This is a genomic window from Providencia sp. PROV156 (genome assembly GCF_028480905.1).
GTDB lineage: Bacteria > Pseudomonadota > Gammaproteobacteria > Enterobacterales > Enterobacteriaceae > Providencia > Providencia hangzhouensis.
On record NZ_JAMPPE010000012.1, the window covers coordinates 98,922 to 118,768 of the forward strand.

Sequence of the window (19,847 nt, forward strand, 5' to 3'; positions counted from 1 at the left end):
TTTAATTGATTTCACCTCCTAGTTTATCTACAACTCCCATAAAACGATTTAACACACTTGAGTGTGACTTTGATTTATAGATATAACACACACTTTTCCCTAAAATTTTATTTAATGGTATATAGATCAATGATTTATCAATCAATTCCTCTTCTGGATAATGGTCTATTATGCCTATAAAATCACCATCTTGAATGAAACTTTGGCAACAACCAATATTATCCATTTGTCTCACACTCGTTTTATTATCAACCGTTTCAATTTTTGCTAATAAATCGCTCATTAATGAACTTTTATAAAATGCGGGATCACATAGCCATGTACTTTTTTGTAATAGTGTAACAAGATCATAATGGAATTTTTCATAAAGTTCTTTCCTACAATAGATACCTAATGGTGAGTTTTCTATTATTTTTTGTAATGAAAATCGCTCACTGACAACTTGTTCAGAGCTAAGAATAAGTGTATTACCATCATAATCGACAATTTCATCTACTTCATCATAATTAAACCTTAATATATTTACTTGCACATTATTTTGATGTGCTGATTGATATAAATTAATTAAATGGCTTTCCTTACCCCAATCATAATAAATATTAGCCTCATTTATTATATAACCAGAAAAATGTTTTTTTGTTATTTCTTTCTCCTGTAAATAAAGATCTCTTAGATCGTTATAAAGTTCTTGGCCATCCTTAGTTAATGTCATTCCAAATTTTTCTCGTTTAAAAAGCCGTTTTCCTAGGCTTGTCTCAAAGTCTTTGATTGACTTCGCGATGGGAGGTGTCGTACGGTTCATCACTCTTGCAGCCTTGCTTAACGAGCCATTCTCAACAACCGCCATAAACGCCTCTAATTTTCTTGAAAAGAACATATCTATGACCCCATTCAGTTTATTAAAATATTAATCAACATACTTAACTTTCTCATTAATAATTATATTGATTAACCCAGAAATTAATTCACAGAATAAAAAATCAAACTTGATTTTTTATTGAATGATTAACAATATTTCATAAAAGTATTTTTATAATTTCCATCATTACAAAGCAATATATTATATTGTTTCGATTGATTATTTTTTATTCCCCCACTATTAAATCACATTAAAATATAAATAACCAATTGACTTTAAATGAAATTAAAACTAGTTAATAATGATATTATTAATTTAGCTTTAATAGAAAACTAAACTCTAGCACCCATAATAAATTTAATTGGCCATAATATTTTTTGATTAATTAAATTTATTATTATTTTTATATTAACCACTGAATTTTGATACTATACCAAGAATAAGTTAAGCCATGAGCATTTTTATCATAGCCATTATCGTCTTTAAAACAATCTAACCGTTGAAACATGCTACGCGGGGTTACAGTATTGCTACCATCTGGTAGAATAAGCATAATAATCAAAAAACTAGGTGATAAAAAACCATGAAATTCATATCGTTCAATATTAATGGCCTTCGAGCTCGCCCTCACCAACTCGCTGCAATCATCGAAAAACATCAACCTGAGGTTATTGGCTTACAAGAAACCAAAGTCCATGATGATATGTTTCCTTATGAAGAAGTTAGTCAGCTCGGCTATCATGTTTTTTATCACGGTCAAAAAGCGCATTATGGCGTGGCTCTATTAACTAAAAATGAGCCTCTTGCTGTCCGTAAAGGTTTTCCAACTGATGATGACGATGCACAGCGTCGCATTATCATGGCTGATATCCAAACAGAGCGTGGCCCATTGACGGTTGTAAATGGTTATTTTCCTCAAGGAGAAAGCCGTGACCACCCAACAAAATTTCCGGCAAAAGAAAAATTTTATCAAGATTTACAAAATTACATCACATCAACACAAACGGCCGAGTCACAGTTGCTCATTATGGGTGACATGAATATCAGCCCAACCGATCTTGATATTGGTATCGGTGATGCAAACCGTAAACGTTGGTTAAAAACCGGAAAATGCTCTTTTTTACCCGAAGAGCGTGAGTGGTTAGCTAAATTATTAGGCTGGGGTTTAGTCGATACATATCGTGCAAAAAACCCTGATATTTCTGATTGCTACTCATGGTTTGACTACCGTTCGAAAGGCTTCGATGATAACCGTGGCCTACGTATCGATTTATTACTGGCCTCCAATAAACTCGCTGAGCGTTGTACTGCAACGGGTATTGATTACGAAATCCGCGGGATGGAAAAGCCATCAGACCATGCACCTGTATGGTCTGAATTTGACCTCTCAAAGTAAACTTTCTTACTTGTCATAATGCAAAAAGGCGCCTTAAGCGCCTTTTATTGGTTTACCAGACTCAACTAATCCTGTTTCTTTTTTGTTTTCTTACCCGCTTTTACTGGTTTTTTCCCCGTTTTTACTGATGGAGCGGGTAGTTCTCGAAATGCCCTCAAATTTGTAAACTGACGTGCATGGTGAATTAATTGCATTAGCGTTTGGCTTAGTGGATGCATAAAATCATCATAACGTGATTGTTTTTCACTAATTTGGGTTAATACTGACTCCCAATGGGCTGTCATATCTGGTAATGTTGCCATATCGGGTAAAACATGAATTAGAGCTCTTCCCGCAGGCGAGGAATGAATATAACGCCCTTTTTTGTAGAGAAATTGGCGTTTGAATAGTAAGTCAATAATACCGGCTCTAGTCGCTTCTGTACCAAGCCCATCCGTTTCTCGCAATACTTTTTTTAATGCTTTATCTTGCACAAAACGAGCGATCCCAGTCATTGCTGATAATAACGTTGCATCCGTAAAAGGACGTGGAGGCTGCGTTTGCCGTTCAACCACTTCCCCTTTTTCACATAACAACTCATCATTCTTACTCACAACTGGCAGTGGCATACCATCGTTTTCAGCATCGCGCTCTTTATTACCCAATACGACTCGCCAACCTGCTTCAGCAAGAAATCGAGCTTTTGCGATAAATTTACCCTTTTCAATTTCTAGATCAATTGTACACTTACGGTAAACCGCATCGGGCATAAACTGAATAATATATTGACGCGCAATCAATTGGTAAATTTTACTTTCATTTTCAGTTAACTTTACTGCTGCCGTTTTTGCTGTTGGGATAATGGCATGGTGAGCATCGACTTTTTTATCATCCCAGCACCGGTTCTTTTTATCCAGCTCAGGCAATTCAAATTCAGTGAGGTCTGGTTGATGCACCGCAATTGCATTCAAGACACTGTGTCTCCCTGCAAAATGTTCATCCGGTAAATAACGGCTATCTGAACGTGGATAAGTAATCAACTTATGTGTTTCATATAAACGTTGGCAAATGTCCAATACTTCTTGAGCGCTCAACGCATATTTTTTGGCAGCTTCAATCTGCAAAGAAGATAAAGAGAAAGGCAACGGTGCAATTTCTGATTCGCGCTTGTCCTGATATTGCGTCACTATGGCAGGTTTGCCCTCAATACGCGATACCACATGCTCTGCAAGCGGTCGATGGAATAAACGCCCTTCTTCATCCTGATAGTCAATACAGGAGTCGCTTGGCTGCCATATCGCTACAAAGCGCTCATCCTTTGGCGTAACAATATGAGCTTTAACCTCAAAATAGTCTTTAGGTACAAAGTTTTCTATTTCTTCGTCGCGCCTAACAACTAACCCCAATACCGGAGTTTGTACCCGCCCTACAGAAAGAACGCCTTGATAGCCTCCTCGTTGCCCTAATAACGTATAAGCACGGGTCATATTGATGCCATACAACCAATCTGCCCGTGCTCTTGCTAAGGCAGAGACACAAAGAGGAATAAACTCACGATTTTCTCTCAAACGCTCAATTGCCCGCTCAACGGCTTGTGGGTTAAGGTCATTGATTAAACAACGTTTTACTTCTCTACGTTTTTCAGGGTCGAGCTTTAAAAAGTCAAGCACTTCGTCCACCAGCAATTGACCTTCTCTATCGGGGTCTCCTGCATGGACAACTATTGAGGCTTGCTTCAGTAATGTTTCAATAGTTTTTAATTGTTTAGTTACTGCGGGACGGGGCTTCAATTGCCACTTATCAGGGATAATTGGCAAATCCTGAAGATTCCATCGTGCATACCGAGGTTCATAAGCATCGGGTTCCGCCTGCTCTAAAAGATGGCCAATACACCATGTTACAGTTTGGCCATCACCACATTGAATAAAACCATCACCTCGTTTATGGGGCTTTGGTAATACATCTGCAATGGCCCTTGCAAGGCTCGGTTTTTCCGCAATAAACAAACGCATAAATTAATCTATCACTTCAACTAAAGGAACATTATCCTGATGGGGTAATAATTTACCGATAGACTGTAACAAAACACCTTGCTGCTGTGCAATCTCTTTAATTTTAGAGACTTCGGAAGGTTTTACTGCAATAAGTAAGCCGCCAGAAGTTTGAGGATCACACAGTAGTTGACGCTGCATATCACTCATAGGGCCAATAAGGTGCCCATAACTGTCAAAGTTACGAGTGGTTCCCCCAGGAACACAACCTGCTTCAATATATTTTTCGACATTGGCTAATTTAGGAACTTTACTAAAGGAGATTTCAGCACGAACTTTAGACCCTTCGCAAATCTCACTTAAATGACCTAATAAACCGAAACCAGTCACGTCAGTCATTGCCGTCACACCATCTAAAGGCGCAACCACCGCACCTAGCTTATTCATTTGACACATGGTTTCTGCCGCTAAGTGTTGATGTTCCGGCGCAAGTACCCCTTTTTTCTCTGCTGTTGTCAAAACACCAATTCCAAGCGGTTTTGTCAAAAACAATTCGCACCCCGCTGTTGCGGCACTATTTTTCTTCACATACTCCGTATTCACAACACCCGTAACCGCCAAACCAAAAATAGGCTCAGGTGCATCAATAGAATGGCCACCAGCTAACGAGATACCCGCATCAGCACAAGCTGCTCGTCCACCTTCAATCACCTCACGAGCCACTTCCGGTGGTAACTTCGCAATTGGCCAGCCTAAAATAGCAATGGCCATAATTGGCTTACCACCCATTGCAAAAATATCGCTAATCGCGTTGGTTGCTGCAATCCGACCAAATTCAAATGGGGAGTCAACGATCGGCATGAAAAAGTCTGTTGTGCTGATGATGCCTATTCCATTACCTAAATCATAAACGGCCGCATCATCTTTAGTTTCATTACCAACTAACAAATGTGGATCATGAAATTTTGCTTGCTCTGTGTGCAGAATTTGCTCTAATACTTTCGGTGCAATTTTACAACCGCAACCAGCACCATGACTATATTGAGTTAATCTAATTTTTTCAGTCATTATTATTCTCTTTAGAAGTGAGATACATAGCCTGTCATATCAGGAGCTTGTACTTTTACTGGCGCTTTAAGCTCTGGAGTTCCTAAATAAAGGAACCCAACAATGCGGTCGTTATCTCCACAACCTAATCCGGCACGAACCACAGCATCTTCTGTCCATGAACCTGAGCGCCATATACCGCCAAAACCTTGAGCTACTGCTGCCATCTGCATTGCTTGAACCGTACAGCTCGCAGCAACTAATTGTTCCCATTGTGGTATTTTCGGATGATCTTTTAATTTAGCGATCACAGTAATAATTAATGGGGCACGAAAAGGGGCATTACGAGCTTTTTCTTGTACCTCTGCGCCTAATTGCCCTTCAATTGCTGCTTTTTCCAATAGCTCACTGAAGCGTTTAATCCCCTCATTTTGCATAACAACAAAATGCCACGGCTTCAAAGCACCGTGATCAGGTGCTCTCATCCCCGCAGCAAGTATATTGTCGAGTTCTTCGCCTTGCGGTGCTGGTGTTGTAAGTCTTGAAGCTGAACGGCGGTTCAACAAAAGGGTCAAAGCATCCATATTTGTCTCCGTTTAAGAGTAAACTGATATGATAATCATTCAATTAGATAATTATACCCACGCTATCTATTGTTTAAGCTTAAAGGAAAATCGCTTACACTAATACAACAATAACAGTTATTCGTTAGGTAAAATTACGTTATAAATTCATTGAATTGTATCATTTGTCACATGTGAAAAATATCATTGAAGCATTGTACCTTGCGTATCATAATTTTGTTATGCATAAAAATAGCCCGCTATTGCAACTAATTGTATTGATACAACTAAGATATCAAGTGTTCGATGTGGTGATCGGGTAACAGATTTGCTTTTGAGTATATTGTTGTTAATTCGTGCTACAGGCTGAAGTAACCCAACTGTAGAAAGAACTATTTATGTAATATCCAAAAATAGTTTGTGCCATAAGTCAACGGCAAACAAATGAAGCCAACACCCTTGTGGTGCAGAATATGCAGGATAGGAGAAAACATGCGTCAACTATGGGACATCATCGCTACCATTTTTAGAATTAGCTGGCGAGCACTGAACTTTATTAGGGAATTCGTTTTCAACGCCATTTTCTTAGTATTATTTTTTGTTGTTATTGGGTCGATTGCTCTTTATCAGACAGAGACTCAACCCGAAAAAAATTATTTTGGTGCTTTGTATGTGGATTTACAGGGGGTTATCGTAGACCAAGTCTCTACTCCAGACCCATTTGGTCGTATGAGCCGTGAATTACTTGGTACCTCAAACAGCCGAATGCAAGAAAATTCACTATTCGACATCGTTGATACCATCCGTACCGCTGCAAATGATGATCGCATTACAGGGATGGTATTACGCCTAGATGATTTAGCTGGAGCCGATCAGCCCTCTCTAGCTTATATCGGTAAAGCAATCAATGAATTTAAAAGTTCAGGGAAACAGGTTTACGCCATTGGTAACAGTTATAATCAGTCGCAATACTACCTCGCCAGTTACGCTGATGAAATTTACCTCACACCGCAAGGTGCGGTTGGGGTATATGGTTTTGCAACGAATGGACTCTACTACAAGTCACTGTTAGAAAAACTTAAAGTTAGTAGCCATATTTTCCGTGTTGGTACCTATAAATCAGCGGTTGAGCCATTAATGCGTGATGAGATGTCCCCTGAAGCACGTTTAGCCAATAAACAGTGGCTGGATGCCCTTTGGAACAATTACCTCACAGAAATCGCCAAAAACCGTAATACGACCAGCACACAAATTTTTCCTGGGGCTGATGCTATTTTAGAGAAATTACGCTCAGTCAAAGGCGATAGCGCACAATACGCGTTAAAACAAAAATTGGTTGATAAACTTTATACTAACGAACAAGTTGAAGATTTACTCAGTAAACACTTTGGCTGGAATAAAGAAGATAAACAATTCAATAATATTAGTATCTATGATTATTCCACTAAAATAGCAGATACCAATGCTAATCAAAGTGGCAATATCGCCGTGATTGTCGTTCAAGGTGCTATCATGGATGGCCCACAAACGGCTGGGATTGCAGGAGGCGATACCATCGCAGCACAAATTCGTGACGCTCGCCTTGATGATAATATTAAAGCGATAGTTTTGCGCGTTAACAGCCCAGGTGGTAGCGTAAGCGCTTCTGATTTGATCCGCAGTGAACTGGCTTCTGCTCATGCTGCAGGTAAACCTGTTGTTGTATCTATGGGGGGAATGGCTGCATCTGGGGGGTATTGGGTCTCAACTCCAGCGGACTATATCATTGCCAGTCCAAACACGCTGACTGGTTCGATTGGTATATTTGGCGTAATTAATACCTTTGAAAAATCTTTAGATTCTATAGGGGTATATACTGATGGCGTATCAACGTCGCCATTAGCCGATATTTCTTTGACTAAAGGGATCAGCCCACAATTTGCTGACATGATGCAAATTACCATTGAGAATGGCTATGAGACATTTATTGGCTTAGTGGCTAAATCTCGCCATAAAACACCAGCAGAGATAGACCAAATCGCTCAAGGCCGTGTATGGATTGGGCAAGACGCGCTTAAAAATGGTCTTGTAGACCAACTAGGTGATTTTGATAATGCCGTAGATAAAGCTGCTGAGCTCGCTAAGCTCACTGACGTAAAGTTAGATTGGATGAAGCCTGAGTTGACCTTTATGGATCAATTGTTACTTGAATTAACGACAAACGTTCAAGCCGCCATGCCGGATGTGCTACACGTATTTTTACCACCAGCAGTCGCGACGGATATCCGCCAACAAGCGCAATTTTTCTTAAAAATGAATGACCCACAAAACCGCTATGCTTTTTGTTTAAATTGCGCGGAAATTAACTAATCGCTAAATCCCCTTCAGATTCAATGAAGGGGATTTCTCTCACAAACCCATCAATAACCTCATATCAATCTAACTATTCGCAAGTTAACGATAGTAATACGCTAACAAATACGTCAAAATCCTGATAATCACTCTCCTTCGATAAGTTGGATAAATTAGGTAATAAGATGCAGAAGAAATCAATTTATGTTGTTTACACTGGTGGAACAATTGGCATGCGCCATTCACCACAGGGATATATTCCTGTTTCCGGTCATTTGCAAGCTCAGTTAGCTCAGATGCCCGAGTTTCACCGCCCTGAAATGCCTGAGTTTACGATCCGTGAACATCAGCCTTTAATTGATTCATCTGATATCACCCCTGAAGACTGGCAACTTATCGCTGATGATATACGTGAGAACTATCCACTTTATGATGGGTTTGTCATATTACATGGCACTGACACGATGGCTTTCACTGCCTCAGCGTTATCTTTCATGTTTGAAAACTTGAAAAAACCCGTAATAGTGACAGGGTCACAAATCCCGTTAGAAGCATTACGTTCTGATGGGCAAACTAATCTACTAAATGCATTATATTTAGCAGCAAACTACCCCATTAATGAAGTGGGATTATTTTTCAATAATAAATTATATCGCGGTAACCGCACTGTTAAGGCCCATGCAGATGGCTTTGATGCTTTCAGTTCACCTAACTGTTCGCCATTAATGGAAGCTGGCATTCATATTCGCTCATTTAATACGTGCCCTGCACCTATTGGTATAGGCGAATTTAAAAGTCACCGAATTACACCTCAACCTATCGGCGTTGTGACCCTTTATCCAGGGCTATCAATTGAAATTGTACGCAACATTCTCCAACAACCCGTTAAAGCGCTGATATTGCGCTCTTACGGTGTCGGTAATGCCCCTCAGCAGCCTGAATTACTGCGCATACTCCGTGAAGCAACGAACCGAGGGATTATTGTGGTGAACCTGACACAATGTATTTCTGGCCGTGTTAATATGGAAGGCTACGCCACAGGACACGCACTTGCAGAAGCGGGTGTGATAAGTGGATATGACATGACTTTTGAAGCCGCCTTAAGTAAATTGCACTACTTACTGAGTCAAAATTATACCCCTGCTTTAATCCGTGAGTTAATGCAGAATAATTTACGCGGCGAGTTGAGCTATGCTGATGAATAACAGATAACATACTGAGGACATAATGAAAGCAGCATTACTGTTAGTCGATTTACAAAACGATTTCTGCACGGGTGGCACATTAGCAGTAAATGAAAGCGAACATGTTATTGATGTTGCTAATAAAGCGATGGATATTTGCCAACAAAAACAAATAGACATCATTGCAAGCCAAGATTGGCACCCTGCGACACACCTTAGTTTCGCGGCCAATTCAAATACTCAAATTGGCGAAGTCGGTGAGCTAAATGGTATTACACAAGTTTGGTGGCCTATTCATTGCGTACAAGGTGAACATGGCGCTGAATTACACAAAAATTTAAATCAATCGCTTATTAGTGCAATTTTTACCAAAGGGGAAAACCCCCAGGTTGATAGCTATAGTGCCTTTTTTGATAATGATAAAATTAGCCAAACGCGCCTACATACGTGGCTACAAGAACACCATATTTCGCATTTAATTATTATGGGAATTGCGACGGATTACTGTGTCAAATTTACTGTGTTAGATGCGTTAAAATTAGGTTATACCGTAGATGTTTTAGTCGATGGGTGTAGAGGCGTCAATCTCGGGGCCAATGACAGCCAAGAAGCTTTAGTCGAAATGCAAAATCAAGGTGCGAGGTTAATTACATTAACCGACCTGCATTAGGACATGTTTTATGGACAAGTTTTCTCATGTAATAATTGAAAATCTAGTAATTGAGAAAACTTGTTTTAGTGACACTGTCACTATGCAGCATCATATTGAATCAACAAGCTATTCTCTAGAGCAACCGTTATTCATCATTATTTTGCGGTTTTAATGTTGCTAACATCTCACCTTGAAACAACGTTTTTAGCTCTTGCTTGCTCTTCATCGTAATTTCACCATTAGTCCCTACCGTCATATGCTCAGGGTCATGGTTATGCCGTGACTGCCACAATAATACCATTTGTAAGCTATGTTCTTTTTGTTCTGGCGTTAACATCACACCATCTGGCCATTTACCGAGTTCAACAGCGGTCACAAGGCGTTCATAAATTTCAGGGGTCATCACTGCTAATAATTGTTCAAGTTGCTCAGGACTGACTTCAACGCTCACGGTAAAGCTCCTTCAAATACATAATTCACTCATTATTTTATTATTCTTGATTTCAGCCAATAGCTGAATCGTTTTTGTCATTCTAAAAAAATGGCTTCAGCACGCTTCAGCTATTTATCCACGCGTCTTTTCTCCGCTATCGTCATCAATAAAGCTTAATGATGCTGAATTAATGCAGTAACGCTGACCAGTAGGCTGAGGACCATCTGGAAACACATGCCCTAAATGCGCATTACAGTGTTGACAGCGAACTTCAATGCGGTGCATCCCATGAGAGAAATCCTCAATGTATTTGATTGCCTCTTCATTGACGGGTTGGTAAAAACTTGGCCATCCACAACCTGCATCAAATTTGGTCTCAGACATAAATAAAGGTGAACCACAGCATAAGCACTCGTACACACCTTCTTTACGGTTATGCAATAATTGGCCACTAAATGGCGGCTCGGTACCTGCTTGCTGTGTAACGTAACGCTGCATCTCATTTAATTCTGAAATATCAATAGGTTGTTTATCTTTGCTTGACATGTCATACCTAAATATTTAAATAACTAAAGTGGTTGATGGTTATCATACATCAATTTCAATCAACAAAAAATTAACAACATTTTCTGTAAAACTATTCTAAACTAAGAAGCATCTTACTTTCCGTTTTGATTTGTGAACCGTATCACATATATCACTGATAGATGGTTTCATTATGCCGTACAATCCCGATAATACGTGCGGCTGTATTTGCCGCTGAAGTGGCTGACAAATAAGCAATTGGTGGTATCAGAATTGATTTTTTTCAATAATTGACACGATTCCGCTTGACGGCTGGCAAGGTTTTGGTAACTTTAACTACAACTTAATTCACGAATAAATAGCTGGTGGAAATACTATGACTATCAAAGTAGGTATTAATGGTTTTGGTCGTATTGGCCGTATCGTTTTCCGTGCTGCACAAGAGCGTTCTGACATCGAAATCGTTGCTATCAACGACCTGCTCGATGCAGAATACATGGCATACATGCTGAAATACGACTCAACTCATGGTCGTTTCAACGGTACTGTTGAAGTTAAAGATGGTCACCTAGTTGTAAACGGCAAAAAAATCCGTGTAACAGCAGAAAAAGATCCTGCAAACCTGAAATGGAACGAAGTCGGTGTTGACGTCGTTGCTGAAGCAACAGGTATCTTCTTAACTGATGAAACTGCACGTAAACACATCCAAGCTGGCGCTAAGAAAGTTGTTCTGACTGGCCCTTCTAAAGATGATACTCCTATGTTCGTTATGGGCGTTAACCACAAAGCTTACGCAGGTCAAGAAATCGTTTCTAACGCATCTTGTACAACTAACTGCTTAGCTCCACTGGCTAAAGTTATCAATGACAAGTTCGGTATCGTTGAAGGTCTGATGACAACAGTTCACGCAACAACTGCAACACAAAAAACTGTTGATGGTCCTTCACACAAAGACTGGCGTGGTGGTCGTGGTGCTGCTCAAAACATCATCCCTTCATCAACCGGTGCTGCTAAAGCCGTAGGTAAAGTTATCCCTGAGCTGAACGGTAAACTGACTGGTATGTCTTTCCGTGTACCTACTCCTAACGTATCAGTTGTTGATTTAACTGTTCGTTTAGAAAAACCAGCAACTTATGCTCAAATCTGTGATGCTATCAAAGAAGCAGCTGCAGGCGAACTGAAAGGCGTTCTGGGTTACACTGAAGATGACGTTGTATCAACTGACTTCAACGGTGAAAAACTGACTTCAGTATTTGATGCTAAAGCAGGTATCGCACTGAACGACAACTTTGTTAAATTAGTTTCTTGGTATGACAACGAAACGGGTTACTCTAACAAAGTTTTAGACCTGATCGCTCACATCTCTAAATAAGAGCTGTAATGTAATCTGTCTAACTGAGCCGCCAATTTGGCGGCTCTTTTGTATCGTATCCAATAACAAATTAACACTTCATATTTTCTACAATATCGCTTATGGTTGATCTTCTATTGGATACGCTATAAACATGACTTATTTTAGAACGAATACGATTCACTGCGGCTTTAAGTATGCCACACAGGAACTTCTAAATAATTTAAGTGAATGAACACAGGCCTAATACCATGCACGACAAACTTTTTGCACTACCAGTCATTAAACAAGTCTCTGCTTACATTACTCAACGCCAACTCGATGAGCTCCCACTTATTGTTATTTCACATCCCAAAGTACGTGGTGCTGTCAGTTTACAAGGCGCTCAACTTATTGATTGGCAACCCGCGGGGCAAAAACCTTGCTTATGGCTAAGTTCAGAAAGTGCCTTTAAAGAAGGCGTTGCTATTCGCGGTGGTATTCCTATTTGTTGGCCTTGGTTCGGTCCTGTTGCCAGTCCTAGTCATGGTTTTGCACGAATTTTACCTTGGCAATTCACCGCACATAATGAACATGAAGATGGTGTTATTTTAACCTTCACGTTAACGGATACCGACTATACCCGTAAATTATGGCCCCATGAGTTCACCCTGATCTTACGTATGAAACTTGGGGAAACATGTGAACTTGAATTAGAAAGTTATGGAGATTTCGAAACGACTGCCGCATTGCATAGTTATTTCAATATCAGTGATATCCAAAAAGCCACCGTCTACGGGTTAGGCGGCCACTACTTCGATAAAGTCGCAGATAAAGAAGCTTATGTGAATGAGCCACTCAAATTTAATAAGCACACCGATCGTATTTATTCAGAGCCGGAAGAATACAGCTTATTACGTGATGATGGCTGGGCACGTACAATAGAAATTCACCATTACCATAATAGTGATGTTGTCTGTTGGAACCCTTGGGCAGAATTATCATGTAGCATGGATGACATGCCAAATAATGGGTACAAACAAATGGTTTGTGTAGAAACGGCAAGGATCAACGTCCCGATGAAAAGTGAAGCACAACACCCTGCTCGTCTTTCTTTAGTGATGGTCAGTCGCGATAATAAGCCGCAAGATTAATTATCCATTCTAAGAATATAAATTTTCTAGATAGATAACTAGATAGATAAAATTAGCCCCTGATAATTGTAAGAATATCAGGGGCTAATTAATTTAATTTTCTATCACAAACTTAGAATGTGTAAGTGACACCTGTCCACATAATGGCGGAAACATCTTTATTTACCATTGGGCTATCTTTCACTTCACTTGGTAGACGGTCAACACGGCCCATTGCGAATACAGTCCAATTTTCATCAAAGCGGTAATTTCCTGTCACTTCAATGTATGGTGTCCAACTTGAACCTGGGTTATAACGTTTTAAACCGCTATTACGTGATTCTTTTGAAGACACGCCATATTCATAACGGTTTTGGTTCTTACTATCCCATTTAATACCAAGGCCTGGAGTGATTGACCATTTATCACCTTCAAAACCATACAGGTAGGCAAACTCACCACGAATACCATTACTGATACCTAAGATATCACCAGAAATATTCGTTCTTAGTGTACCCCAATCAGCTTTATGACGATAAGTCAGACCAGTCATCACCGTATCACGGCGACGGTCTAATTCACGCATTGCTTTATCATCATTGTCTTTAGGTTTAAAAAATTGTGGGTAATAATAAGCATCCAATGATAACTGGTCTTGTGTATCATTCCATAGATAATAACCAGCTGCTAATGTATGAAAATAGAAATTCTCACTATCATAATTAACTATAGGCACTGGCGTGACATAATCACGGCTCTTAATTCCTTTATAAGGTGTTGACTGTGCTAATACTGAACCACCAACTGACCAAGTTCCTGCAAAGGCGGCCCCAGATAACACACTCAACGCCACCGCAAGTGTCGTTAATTTAATTGCTTTTGACATATATTCAACCTAAAAATAATGAGAAATAGATCACAGCTATATGTTATAACAATATAGCTATAATCCCAATATGCTTAATCGAAATCACATTTAAAGCTAAATTTTAACTGTTTTTAGCGTGACTGATTAATATTTATTCTACTTTATTTTCATAAGAAACAGGAACTCTTTTTGCTAGCGCACAAAGTAGCTCATAACCAATTGTCCCCGCAGCTTGTGCAACCTCATCAACCGGTAAGTTTTGCCCCCATAACTCCACTCGCTCACCAAGCTTAACATCGCCACAGTCACTGATATCAATTGTCAGCATATCCATTGAAACAGCCCCCAGTAGCGCACAACGCTTTCCTTTGCACCATACAGGCGTTCCATTGGCAGCATGTCTAGGGTAGCCATCTGCATAACCACACGCTACTGTCGCAATACGCATAGGTTTAGTCGATGTAAACCGGCTACCATAACCAATTGATTGACCTGCTGGAATTTCATGGATAGCGATCACTTCTGACTGTAAGGTCATCGCCGCCTTCAAGCCCAAACCAGATATATCAGTAGACTTTCCACTTGGAGAAGCGCCATACAGCAAAATACCTGTACGAATCCAATCATATTGTGTGTGTTTATGCCACAGTGTTGCCCCTGAATTTGCGATGCAGGTTTCTAAAGATAAGTGTTCAAATTGCTGGATTTGTTGAAAAGGTTCAGTAACGCCCGTTTTGGTATCTGAATTAGCAAAGTGACTCATTAACGTTAAACTGCGTACATTCAGCATTTTAGATAACCGTTGTACCACACTTTCGTATTCGCTCGGTGAAAAACCTAATCGATTCATGCCGCTATTTAGTTTTATATAGACTGAAATAGGTGATGATAATTGTGCATTTTCAATAGCAAACAATTGCCACTCACTATGAACGCTGGTTGTTAAATTATACTGGTCAATCAATTGTAAGTCTTGTGGCTGGAAGAAACCTTCTAACAACAGAATTGGCCCTTTCCACCCTTCTTTTCGCAATAAAATGGCTTCATCAAAATCCAATACCCCAAAACCATCCGTTTCTTTTAATGCCGGCCAAATCTGCTTGATACCGTGACCATAACCGTCTGCTTTCATGACTGACCAAATTTTCGATTTTCCAACATGTTGCCGTACAATAGCCAAATTATGTTGTAAATTTTGTAGATGAATAACAGCACTTATAGGGCGCGGCATTTTAATTCCTTAGTACATTTAATTAATTCTAAAATTACAATGATGCCAAAACATCAAACGCTTAACGTGCTGGAGTTAAATCACCATGAGTAACCAGTTTGGTATTAAAGCCATCAAGGTACCTAAATACCGATAAATCATCAGACGCTATCTCTGGTGTGTTCCCTGAAATTAAATCTGCTAGCAGTTTTCCTGCACCACAAGCCATTGTCCAGCCCAGCGTCCCATGCCCTGTATTTAAATATAAATTACTGTATGCAGTCGGCCCAACTATTGGGGTACCATCCGGTGTCATTGGGCGCAGCCCCGTCCAAAATTGCGCTTGTGCAATATCACCACCGCCTTGATATAAATCTTGTACCACCATTTTTAATGTTTCGCAGCGTTTTTTCAGGATATTCAAATTAAACCCAACGACTTCAGCCATTCCACCGACACGAATACGCTTGTCAAACCGCGTTACTGCAATTTTGTATGTTTCATCCAAGATAGTAGACATTGGGGCACGCTGTTCATCAATAATTGGCATCGTCAATGAATAGCCTTTGAGTGGGTAAACCGGAATTTGAACCAGACGTTGTAGCATTGAGGTGGAATAAGAGCCCATCGCTACTACATATCGGTCCGCTTGCAAAATTTCACCATCAATTTTAACGCCGCTAACTTTGTTACCTTCGGTTAAAATCTGTTCAATCAGGCTACCAAATTTGAATTGGACTCCCGCATTTTCCGCCATTTTAGCCAGTTTTTTGGTGAACTGCTGGCAATCCCCTGTTTCATCATTGGGTAATCGCAACCCCCCTGTAAGCTTGTGCTTGACAAACTCTAACGCAGGTTCCGCTTTAACTAATTCATTAGACGTCAATAATTCGTATGGAACACCTTCTTGCTGTAAGACCGCAATATCATTCGCTGCATTATCAAACTGCTCTGCCGTACGAAAAAGCTGTAAGGTGCCACCTTGGCGAGCTTCATATTCAATGCCTGTATCCACTCTTAATTGGCGAATACAATCACGGCTGTATTCTGCAATGCGCACCATACGGCTTTTATTCATCGCATAATGTTGGATATCGCAGTTTTTTAGCATCTGCCACATCCAACGCAGTTGAAATAACGTACCATCTGGACGTATTGCCAAGGGCGCATGTTTTTCAAACATCCATTTCACGGCTTTAAGGGGGATACCAGGAGCCCCCCATGGGGTTGCATAGCCAGGGGATACTTGCCCTGCATTTGCTGCGCTTGTTTCCTCTGCTACATCATGTTGTCTATCCACCACCAGCACTTCGTGCCCTTCTTGTGCTAAATACCATGCTGTTGTTACACCGATCACTCCCGCACCTAACACTAGAATTTTCATAGCTTCCCCGCAAAATAAAAATATGCATCATTTATTTTAGGATAATATTCTAGAAATTATTTGCCAATGTGGTGGATTAACACTTTTAACAATAAAGTTAAAAAATTTAAATTTCATCACATTTGTTTTACATGTCGATATTAAATACCAGACTAAAATTTAAGCATAAATTTAAATTCTTATAATTCAATTGGATAAAATAATGGCAATTTATCTATTTTGTTAATTCAGAGTTTTCTATCGATTCAAGTGATGCGCCCAATAAAATATGTTTATTTTATTAAACCAATTCGAGGGGTTTTGTCAGTATTAAATTTCAAAAAACCAATAAAAATTGGTTTTTCCGCTTCATTTTCGTATTCGGTGGCTATGTGACTAAAAACTGTCAATCATTAACGATAAAAAAAACCAGCATGCAGATTCAATGCAACATGCTGGCCTTAAGTGTATCACCGCTAATTAATTAGCGACTTTGAGCTAAATCTGAAGGCATATTGCTTTGCATACTATGCCAAATTATTCCACTTTCTTTTCCATAATTACGCACACAATCCATAATACGGTCATAGGCTTGTTCACGACAAAGATGGCTTAATTGTTGATAGAAATTTAACGCTAAACGCCTAGCTTCTGGGTTCGAAAAATAATAGCGACCAACACGGGTATAAAGCCCTTTTAAGCCGTTAATAATCAAGCCATAGATCGGGTTACCGGATGCAAATGCAAGACCACGGAAAATGTTATAATCCAAATCACTAAATGCATCTGAATTATCTTCAACTTTTTCCCGCTCAGCTAATACTTCTATTGATTTCTCGGGGTTATTTCGAAAGGCTGTACGGATAAAAATAGCAGCGATATTGGTACGTACTGCCAATAAATTATCGATTAGCTGGGGCACCCTATCGTGATCTAGCCTAGCCAATGTCTCCAAAATATTTAGACCAGACGTTTCCCAATAGTTATTCACTTTAGTTGGTTTACCATGCTGAATGGTTAGCCAACCGTCCCGAGCCAAGCGCTGTAACACTTCACGTAAGGTTGTTCGTGTCACACCAATTAATTCCGAAAGCTCACGCTCTGCGGGTAAAATTGAACCTGGTGGAAAGCGGTTGTTCCATATGCTCTCAATAATATACTCTTCCGCGAAACCAGCCGGACTTTGAGCTTTAATAACCATATTTTTATTATTCCAAACATTTAGACGGATATTGGGCAAATCATACCAGATTGTCATCGTCTGATATAGTTAGACTAAAAATAAAGAGTGAGGCAAATCATAGAATTTCCATATAATTCATAAGCTCTCAATTAGCAAATAAGCTTAAAATCCGCAAAAGATAAGAGTAGTATGTATAGCACAATACACGACATCCGCATAAAAGAGGATAACGAATCATAATGGATTTTAGTTTAAAAACTGCTTTTTTGAAAAATTTCCTGGGAAATTCGCCTGATTGGTACAAATTAGCAATTATTGTATTTTTAATAATTAACCCTATTATCTTTTACTTCATCAGCCCCTTCGTCGCAGGCTGGCTATTAGTTGTTGAATTCATATTCACATTAGCAATGGCTCTTAAATGTTACCCATTGCAGCCAGGTGGTCTTTTAGCCATAGAAGCCGTTATTATTGGTATGACCACCCCTGCCCAAATTTCACATGAAATTAGCAATAACCTTGAAGTTATCCTGTTACTGATTTTTATGGTAGCTGGTATCTACTTCATGAAGCAATTACTGTTATTTGTTTTCACCAAACTGTTGATAAACGTGCGGTCTAAACGCATTCTTTCCCTTGCTTTTTGTATGGCAAGTGCATTTTTATCCGCATTTTTAGACGCATTAACCGTTATTGCCGTCGTCATTAGCGTCTCAATTGGCTTTTATTCTATCTATCACCAATATGCCTCTAACCAGCCCAGCAACACTGACCTACAAAATGATGGTTTCATTAATAGTGCGGAACAAAAGCAAACCCTTGAGCAATTTAGGGCATTTTTACGTAGCTTAATGATGCATGCCGGTATTGGTACCGCGCTTGGTGGTGTCATGACCATGGTTGGTGAACCACAAAACCTTATCATTGCAAAGCATGTTAATTGGGACTTCATTACTTTTTATATTCGTATGGCTCCTGTGACCATACCTGTTTTTATTTGTGGCTTGGTTGTCTGTTTTGTTGTTGAAAAGTTCAAGCTATTTGGTTACGGTGCTGAGCTTCCTGACTCTGTACGTCAAATTTTGACTGAGCACGATAAAAAACTGACGGCTAAACGTACCAAAAGAGATCTTGCACAGTTAGTCGTTCAGGGCTTAATTGGCGTGTGGTTAATCGTTGCTCTTGCTTTCCATTTAGCGGAAGTTGGCCTTATTGGTCTTTCTGTTATCGTGCTAACGACCGCATTTTGTGGTATCACAGAAGAACATGCGTTGGGGAAAGCCTTCGAGGAAGCGTTACCCTTTACCGCATTATTAACTGTCTTCTTTAGTATTGTAGCCGTAATCATTGACCAACAACTATTCACCCCATTTATTCAGTTTGTGCTGCAATCCTCTGAGTCGTCACAATTATCATTATTCTATCTATTTAATGGCCTACTCTCTGCCGTATCAGATAACGTATTCGTAGGGACTGTTTACATTACTGAAGCCTTAAAAGCAGCGAATGAAGGTTTGGTATCAATGGAACAATACCAATTCTTAGCCGTAGCAATTAATACAGGTACTAACCTGCCTTCTGTTGCAACACCTAATGGGCAAGCTGCTTTCTTATTCTTATTAACCTCAGCGTTATCTCCACTAATCCGTTTATCCTACGGTCGTATGGTTTGGATGGCTCTTCCATATACCATCGTAATGACTATTGTCGGGTTATTAGGGGTAGAGCTCTGGCTAGTACCAATCACTCATTGGATGGAAAGTATCGGTTTGATTACATTCGCCCAGTAACTATACTTTA

Annotated in this window: 17 protein-coding genes; 7 read left to right on the plus strand and 10 right to left on the minus strand. The window is 39.7% G+C overall.

The genetic code is table 11. From position 1 onward, the window contains the following. Window position 1: 1 nt before the first annotated feature. A complete protein-coding gene (locus tag PSF31_RS10740; protein ID WP_094960519.1) occupies window positions 2-877 on the minus strand; it encodes a LysR family transcriptional regulator in 876 nt (291 codons plus the stop codon). A 565-nt stretch (window positions 878-1,442) separates the two neighbouring features. Here PSF31_RS10740 and xthA point away from each other — a divergent pair. Then, complete coding sequence (gene xthA, locus PSF31_RS10745) at window positions 1,443-2,255, plus strand: exodeoxyribonuclease III (RefSeq protein WP_096863793.1); 813 nt, start codon at window positions 1,443-1,445, stop codon at window positions 2,253-2,255. A 65-nt stretch (window positions 2,256-2,320) separates the two neighbouring features. On the opposite strand, the gene PSF31_RS10750 is transcribed toward xthA, so the two are convergent. Genes PSF31_RS10750 through PSF31_RS10760 form a run of 3 tightly spaced genes read right to left on the minus strand, consistent with a single transcriptional unit; the run spans window position 2,321 to window position 5,856 of the window. Then, the gene (locus tag PSF31_RS10750; protein WP_004254081.1) at window positions 2,321-4,246 is read right to left on the minus strand and encodes a DNA topoisomerase III; all 1,926 of its coding nucleotides are present in this window, start codon (window positions 4,244-4,246) and stop codon (window positions 2,321-2,323) included. Between the two features lie 3 nt (window positions 4,247-4,249). Then, on the minus strand, window positions 4,250-5,293 hold the full coding sequence (gene selD / locus PSF31_RS10755) for a selenide, water dikinase SelD (protein WP_004254077.1): 1,044 nt from the start codon (window positions 5,291-5,293) through the stop codon (window positions 4,250-4,252). An 11-nt stretch (window positions 5,294-5,304) separates the two neighbouring features. Further along, window positions 5,305-5,856, minus strand: coding sequence for an NAD(P)H nitroreductase (locus PSF31_RS10760; protein ID WP_004254072.1), 552 nt, complete (start codon window positions 5,854-5,856; stop codon window positions 5,305-5,307). 471 nt (window positions 5,857-6,327) lie between these two features. On the opposite strand from PSF31_RS10760, the gene sppA reads away from it, so the two are divergent. The 3 genes from sppA to pncA all read left to right on the plus strand — a co-directional run bounded on the left by sppA (window position 6,328) and on the right by pncA (window position 10,020). Then, on the plus strand, window positions 6,328-8,184 hold the full coding sequence (gene sppA, locus PSF31_RS10765; RefSeq protein WP_004254068.1) for a signal peptide peptidase SppA: 1,857 nt from the start codon (window positions 6,328-6,330) through the stop codon (window positions 8,182-8,184). Between the two features lie 167 nt (window positions 8,185-8,351). After that, complete coding sequence (gene ansA / locus PSF31_RS10770) at window positions 8,352-9,371, plus strand: asparaginase (protein WP_004254063.1); 1,020 nt, start codon at window positions 8,352-8,354, stop codon at window positions 9,369-9,371. Between the two features lie 22 nt (window positions 9,372-9,393). Continuing rightward, complete coding sequence (pncA, locus tag PSF31_RS10775; RefSeq protein ID WP_004254059.1) at window positions 9,394-10,020, plus strand: bifunctional nicotinamidase/pyrazinamidase; 627 nt, start codon at window positions 9,394-9,396, stop codon at window positions 10,018-10,020. A 127-nt stretch (window positions 10,021-10,147) separates the two neighbouring features. On the opposite strand, the gene PSF31_RS10780 is transcribed toward pncA, so the two are convergent. Further along, a complete protein-coding gene (locus PSF31_RS10780; RefSeq protein WP_004254056.1) occupies window positions 10,148-10,453 on the minus strand; it encodes a YeaC family protein in 306 nt (101 codons plus the stop codon). Between the two features lie 114 nt (window positions 10,454-10,567). After that, window positions 10,568-10,981 carry a peptide-methionine (R)-S-oxide reductase MsrB gene (gene msrB, locus PSF31_RS10785; RefSeq protein WP_004254053.1) on the minus strand — a complete coding sequence of 138 codons (414 nt, stop codon included), beginning with the start codon at window positions 10,979-10,981 and terminating at the stop codon, window positions 10,568-10,570. Window positions 10,982-11,336: 355 nt separating this feature from the next. Between msrB and gapA the strand changes: the two genes are divergently transcribed. After that, complete coding sequence (gene gapA, locus PSF31_RS10790; protein WP_004254049.1) at window positions 11,337-12,332, plus strand: glyceraldehyde-3-phosphate dehydrogenase; 996 nt, start codon at window positions 11,337-11,339, stop codon at window positions 12,330-12,332. 230 nt (window positions 12,333-12,562) lie between these two features. Continuing rightward, window positions 12,563-13,444, plus strand: a complete 882-nt coding sequence (locus PSF31_RS10795; protein WP_004254046.1) for a D-hexose-6-phosphate mutarotase — start codon at window positions 12,563-12,565, stop codon at window positions 13,442-13,444. 112 nt (window positions 13,445-13,556) lie between these two features. Here PSF31_RS10795 and PSF31_RS10800 read toward each other — a convergent pair whose 3' ends face one another. From PSF31_RS10800 to fadR, 4 genes are all read right to left on the minus strand, one after another. Further along, complete coding sequence (locus tag PSF31_RS10800) at window positions 13,557-14,309, minus strand: MipA/OmpV family protein (protein ID WP_004254041.1); 753 nt, start codon at window positions 14,307-14,309, stop codon at window positions 13,557-13,559. 133 nt (window positions 14,310-14,442) lie between these two features. Further along, the gene (gene alr, locus PSF31_RS10805; protein ID WP_096863794.1) at window positions 14,443-15,522 is read right to left on the minus strand and encodes an alanine racemase; all 1,080 of its coding nucleotides are present in this window, start codon (window positions 15,520-15,522) and stop codon (window positions 14,443-14,445) included. 61 nt (window positions 15,523-15,583) lie between these two features. Next, window positions 15,584-16,885: a D-amino acid dehydrogenase gene (locus PSF31_RS10810; protein WP_096863795.1), complete on the minus strand. Its 1,302-nt coding sequence runs from the start codon at window positions 16,883-16,885 to the stop codon at window positions 15,584-15,586. Between the two features lie 463 nt (window positions 16,886-17,348). Then, on the minus strand, window positions 17,349-18,065 hold the full coding sequence (gene fadR / locus PSF31_RS10815; protein ID WP_094960513.1) for a fatty acid metabolism transcriptional regulator FadR: 717 nt from the start codon (window positions 18,063-18,065) through the stop codon (window positions 17,349-17,351). A gap of 221 nt (window positions 18,066-18,286) precedes the next feature. On the opposite strand from fadR, the gene nhaB reads away from it, so the two are divergent. Next, complete coding sequence (nhaB, locus tag PSF31_RS10820; RefSeq protein WP_004254031.1) at window positions 18,287-19,837, plus strand: sodium/proton antiporter NhaB; 1,551 nt, start codon at window positions 18,287-18,289, stop codon at window positions 19,835-19,837. The last annotated feature ends 10 nt before the right edge of the window (window positions 19,838-19,847 follow it).